Annotated in this window: 3 protein-coding genes and 1 pseudogene; 3 read left to right on the top strand and 1 reads right to left on the bottom strand. The window is 72.3% G+C overall.

Features of this window, described 5'->3' with window-relative positions; translation table 11 throughout:
- A partial coding sequence (locus tag G3I65_RS42355) for a PLP-dependent aminotransferase family protein (RefSeq protein WP_160701081.1) occupies nt 1–919 on the top strand: 919 nt, incomplete at its 5' end.
- 3 nt (nt 920–922) lie between these two features.
- On the opposite strand, the gene G3I65_RS42350 is transcribed toward G3I65_RS42355, so the two are convergent.
- Nucleotides 923–1,723, bottom strand: coding sequence for a hypothetical protein (locus G3I65_RS42350; protein WP_160701080.1), 801 nt, complete (start codon nt 1,721–1,723; stop codon nt 923–925).
- Between the two features lie 260 nt (nt 1,724–1,983).
- Between G3I65_RS42350 and G3I65_RS42345 the strand changes: the two genes are divergently transcribed.
- Complete coding sequence (locus G3I65_RS42345; protein ID WP_160701079.1) at nt 1,984–3,564, top strand: substrate-binding domain-containing protein; 1,581 nt, start codon at nt 1,984–1,986, stop codon at nt 3,562–3,564.
- Nucleotides 3,565–3,578: 14 nt separating this feature from the next.
- Nucleotides 3,579–4,473 (top strand): annotated as a pseudogene (locus G3I65_RS42340) (hypothetical protein); the annotation flags it as partial.

Raw genomic sequence — 4,473 nt, 5'->3', positions numbered from 1 at the left:
CGCCGGGTACCTGGCCCGGGCACGCGGCGTGCGGACGTCGCCGGAGCGGATCGTCGTGTGCTCGGGGTTCGCGCACGCCCTGCGGCTGCTGTTCCCCGGGGTGCTGCCCGGCCCGCTCGCCGTCGAGTCCTACGGCCTCGCGTTCCACCGCGCGATCTTCGCCGCGGCGGCCGTCCCGACCGTGCCGCTCGAGCTGGACGAGCACGGCGCGCGCGTCGAGGACCTCGACGTCCCGGCCGTGCTGCTGACGCCCGCCCACCAGTTCCCGACCGGCGGCCCCCTGCACCACGACCGCCGCACCGCCGTGCTCGGCCACGTCCGCGCGACCGGCGGGGTCCTGCTCGAAGACGACTACGACGGCGAGTTCCGCTACGACCGCAAGCCGGTCGGCGCGGTCCAGGGGCTGGACCCGGAGCACGTCGTCTACGTGGGTTCGGTCAGCAAGAGTCTGTCGCCGGCGCTGCGGCTGGGCTGGCTCGTGCTGCCCGAGCGCCTCGTCGACGCGGTGCTCGCGGTGAAGGGTGAGCGCGAGGCGTGGGCGAGCGTGCTGGACCAGCTGACGCTGGCGGAGTTCCTCGCTTCGGGTTCGTACGACAAGCACATCCGCCGCATGCGCCAGCGCTACCGGCGGCGGCGCGACCTGCTGGTGACGGCGCTGGCCGAGCGGGCACCGCACGTCGTGCCCACCGGCATCGCCGCGGGCCTGCACGCGGTGCTGCGGCTGCCGCCGGGGACGGAGGCGTCCGCGCTCAAAGCCGCGGCGTGGCAGGGCCTCGCGCTGGACGGCCTGGCCGCGTTCCGCCACCCGGCGGCCACGATGTCCACAATGGACGGCCTGGTGGTGGGGTACGCGACCCCGCCCGAACACGCTTACGCCGCAGCGCTCGACGCGTTGTGCCGAGCGCTGCCACCCGCTTGAGCGCTACCCGACGATGTCGATCTCGAAGGGGTCCGCGGAGCTGTAGTTGATGTCCGCCCACACCGCGCCCGGCAGGTCGTACCGGCGGTGGGACGTCAGCTTGTTGTTGTACCCCGGCAGCTGCGCCGGGTTGTGGCCCACGCCCTGGTGGTCGTTGCCCCACGCGAAGATGTCACCGACCCACATCGGCTTCGAGAACCCGTCGCCGCCGAGGCGGGGGCGGATGATGACCGCCGCGCCGGGGCTGCCGGACAGGAAGACGCGGACGGCGTTCTGGTCGCCGTTCGGCGGGGTGACGGTGATGCGCTCCATGATCTCCACTCCAGTCGAGGCGGGTGCGGTTCCGTCCACTCCGGGCCAGAAGTCGACGACGGACGAAAGGTCGTAGCCCGGGGCGACGTTGCCGGCGTACTGCTTGGCGACCGCGCCGTCGGGGATGGTCGGATCGCCGTTGTAGTGCGCGATCCAGTAGTGCGGCTCGGCGACGCCGGCGGAGGAGAACGCCGAGCGCACCGACGGCCAGGTCGAGAGGCTGCAGTAGACGGTCGGGTCCGCGCCGGCCGCGCGGCGCATCCGGACCCAGCCCGGCGCTTCGCCGGGGGTGGCGTCGCCGGGTTCGACGTCCAGGACGTGACCATCGTTGGTGGACGCCTTCTTGACGATCGTGACCTTCACGGCCTGGGGGAAGCGCGCCCAGTCGGCGGCGGACCAGGGTTCGAGTTTGATCTTGTCGATGTACCCCGCCACCATCCGGGCGTCGGCGGGGATGTTTGCGGCCGTGACCGCGTCGTACATCGTGCGCACGGGTTGCGTCTCCGTTCGGTGCCTCATCGCCGTTTCGGGGACGGCGAAATCGTCTCCGCGATTCGCCATGGTGATGTTACCCAAGTGGGACGAGCGTCAAGCGGGAAACGTTACGCACTTCTTGTCAATCACCAAAATGGCCGCACGACACAATTCCTTCACCCCGGCTTCACGAGGTGATGGTCACGGTCCGCTGCCGGTACTGGCTTCCCGCTCACCCGGCTGGCAAGCTGCCAGCACTTCACCACGGAAGGACGTGCATGGCGGCACACCCGGCGCGGGCCCGGCGCATCGACGCGCGGGTCGTGGTCCTGAGCGCGCTGCTCGTGGCCGCCCTGCTCGCCTGGGCCGGCGTCGGCTACCTCAAGGACCGGCTGGCCGGCGGCGGCTGCGACACGACCACGCCGGTGCGCGTCACGGCCGCGCCGGACATCGCGCCGGTGCTCACCGCGCTCGCCGGGACCGTGCCGCAGCAGGACTGCTACGCCGTCGAAGTCACGTCGAGCGCGTCGCCGGCCACCGCCGCCGCGCTCGAAGCCAACGGCGCGACCGGCCCGGACGTCTGGGTGCCGGAGTCGAGCACGTGGCTGCTGCAGGCCCGCGACGGCGGCGCGTGGAACCTGCCCGAGACCGGGCAGTCGGTGGCGAGTTCGCCGGTGGTGCTCGCGCTCACCGACGACGTCGCGAAGCAGGCCGGCTGGCCGGGGAAGTCGCCGTCCTGGGCGGACGTCCTGGCGGCGAACCCGGTCGGGCTGCCCGACCCGGGCCGGGACCCGGCGGCGATCTCCGCGCTGATCGGGTTGCAGCAGCTCACGAAGGACGCACCCGACCCGGCCGCCGCGTTCACCGAGAAGATCCGCGAACTCTCGGCGGTGAAGGAGCCGTACACCGCGTCACCGGCGTCGGAGCAGTCGGTGCTGGCGCGCAAGCTCGTCGCCGCGTACCCGGCGGCGGGGGTGCCGGGCTTCGACTACCCGTACGTCGTGCTGCCGCGCGCGTCGGAAGCGTCGCGGTCGGCGGCCGAGCGCTTCCTGCGGCTCCTGCTCGACCAGACGGCGACGAAAGCGTTTGCGGACGGCGGGTTCCGGACGCCGTCCGGCCAGCTGCTCGGCGACCGCCCCCGCGACACGCGGACCGACGCCGCGCCGCGCCCGGGCGGGCCGCCGCCACCGGAGTCGATGTACGCCGTGCTCCAGGCGTGGGCGGGGGCGAACCTCAGTGCCCGCGTCCAGGTGCTGCTCGACGTGTCCGGCTCGATGGCCGCCACCGTCCCGGGTACCGGCCGGAGCCGGATGGCGCTCACCCTCGAAGCCGCGACGCAGGGTCTCGGCTTGTTCAAGCCGACCACCGAAATCGGCCTGTGGCTGTTCTCCACCAAGCTCGACGGCGCCAAGGACTTCAAGGAACTCCTGCCGATGCGGACGATTTCGCAGCAGCTCGGCTCGGGCGGGGTGGCGACGCTGCAGGCGGTCAAGCCGAAACCCGGCGGCGCTACCGGCCTGTACGACTCGATCCTCGCCGCGTACCAGAACGCCCGCCAGAACTGGCAGCTCGGCCGGATCAACGTCGTCGTCGTGCTCACCGACGGCCGCAACGAGGACAGCGACTCGATCGGGCTGCCCGGCCTGCTCGCCGAGCTGAACCGGCTGCAGGACCCGCGGAAACCGCTGCCCGTCATCGGGATCGGCATCGGCCCGGACATCGACGCGAGCGAGCTGCGGCAGGTCTCCGCGGCGACCGGCGGCGAGTCCTTCACCACGCCGGACCCGCGCAAGATCTCCGACGTCTTCTACCAAGCGCTGAGCAAGCTGATGTGCCAGCCGCCCGCCTGCAAGAAGTGAGGACCCCCGTGTTGCTGGAAACCGAGCAGCCCGCGCCACGGGCGATCCGAAGACCGTCCACTGTGGTCCTGGCCGCGTTCGTGGCCGGGCTCGTTCCGTTGCTGCTGCACGGATGGGCGGCGCTGCACGGGAGTTTCGCGCAGGACGACTTCGTGGTCACCTGGCAGGCGGCCGCGGCGGGCCCGTTCGACCCCGGCTTCCTGTTCCAGGACTACCACGGGCACCTGCAGCCCGGCGGGTTCTTCCTCGCCGCGGTGCTGACCTGGTGGGCGCCGCTGAACTTCCCGTTGTTCGCGCTGCCGCTGGTGCTGATGAAAGCGCTTGCGACGGTCTACTTCTGGCGCCTGCTCGTGCGCTGCTTCGGCCGCCGGTGGGCGATCCTGGTGCCGTTCACCGTGTTCACGGCGTCGACGCTGCTGCTGGTCCCGGCGCTGTGGTGGTCGTTCGGCATCCAGGTGGTGCCGGTCGTGCTGGCCGCCGCCGCGGCACTGCACGCGCACGTCCGGTACCTGGCCGACGGCGGCCGCTGGTGGCTCGGGACGTTCGCCTGGACGCTGTTCGGGCTCGCGTTCTACGAGAAGGCGGCGGTGATCCCGGTGCTGCTGGCCGCGGTGACCGTCCTGCTCGGACGGTCCTTTCGCGACCACGTCCGATACTGGCTGGGCCACGCCGCGGTGCTGGTGGCGTTCGTGGTGGTCTTCTTCGCGGCGACCGCGAGCCAGGTCGGGACGGGAACGTCGCCGCTGTCGGCGGGCACGGTCGCGGACCTGACCGCGCGGATGCTCGGCGACACCCTGCTGCCGGGGCTGGCCGGCGGGCCGTGGTCCGGCCCGGGACCGGGCGCGACCTGGGCACCCTCGCCGTTCGCCGTGGTGGTCGCGCTCGTCCTGGCCGCGCTGGCGGTGGTGC

Origin of the sequence: Amycolatopsis sp. SID8362 (genome assembly GCF_010550475.1) — a bacterium.
Taxonomy (GTDB): domain Bacteria; phylum Actinomycetota; class Actinomycetes; order Mycobacteriales; family Pseudonocardiaceae; genus Amycolatopsis; species Amycolatopsis eburnea.
This window is presented reverse-complemented; position numbering and strand designations above follow the sequence as displayed.

Bases quoted from the DNA above. Each gene is read 5' to 3' on its own strand.
- G3I65_RS42345 (WP_160701079.1), top strand. From the start codon at position 1,984: ATGGCGGCACACCCGGCGCGGGCCCGGCGCATCGACGCGCGGGTCGTG.